The 352-nt window shown below is 64.2% G+C and carries 1 pseudogene; it reads left to right on the top strand.

The window, feature by feature from the left end:
• Window positions 1-2: 2 nt before the first annotated feature.
• Window positions 3-352: pseudogene (locus ACV22W_RS33675) on the top strand (electron transfer flavoprotein subunit beta/FixA family protein); the annotation flags it as partial.

The raw sequence follows: 352 nt of genomic DNA, 5'->3' as shown, positions 1-352 counted from the left end.
GCGTGAAGTCGGACAACACCGGCGTCGACATCGCGAACGTGAAGATGTCGATGAACCCGTTCGACGAAATCGCGGTGGAAGAAGCGGTGCGCCTGAAGGAAGCGGGTGTGGCGACCGAAGTGATCGCGGTGTCGGTCGGTGTGACGCAAGCGCAGGAAACGCTGCGCACGGCGCTGGCGATCGGTGCGGATCGCGCGATCCTCGTCGAGTCGAACGACAGCGTCGAGCCGCTGGCCGTCGCGAAGATCCTGAAGGCGCTGGTCGACAAGGAACAGCCGCAACTCGTGATCCTCGGCAAGCAGGCGATCGACGACGATTCGAACCAGACGGGCCAGATGCTGGCCGCGTTGGC

This window comes from Burkholderia sp. AW49-1 (assembly GCF_053427845.1).
Note: the sequence above shows the minus strand (reverse complement) of the source record. Positions and strands in the feature narration are given on the sequence as shown.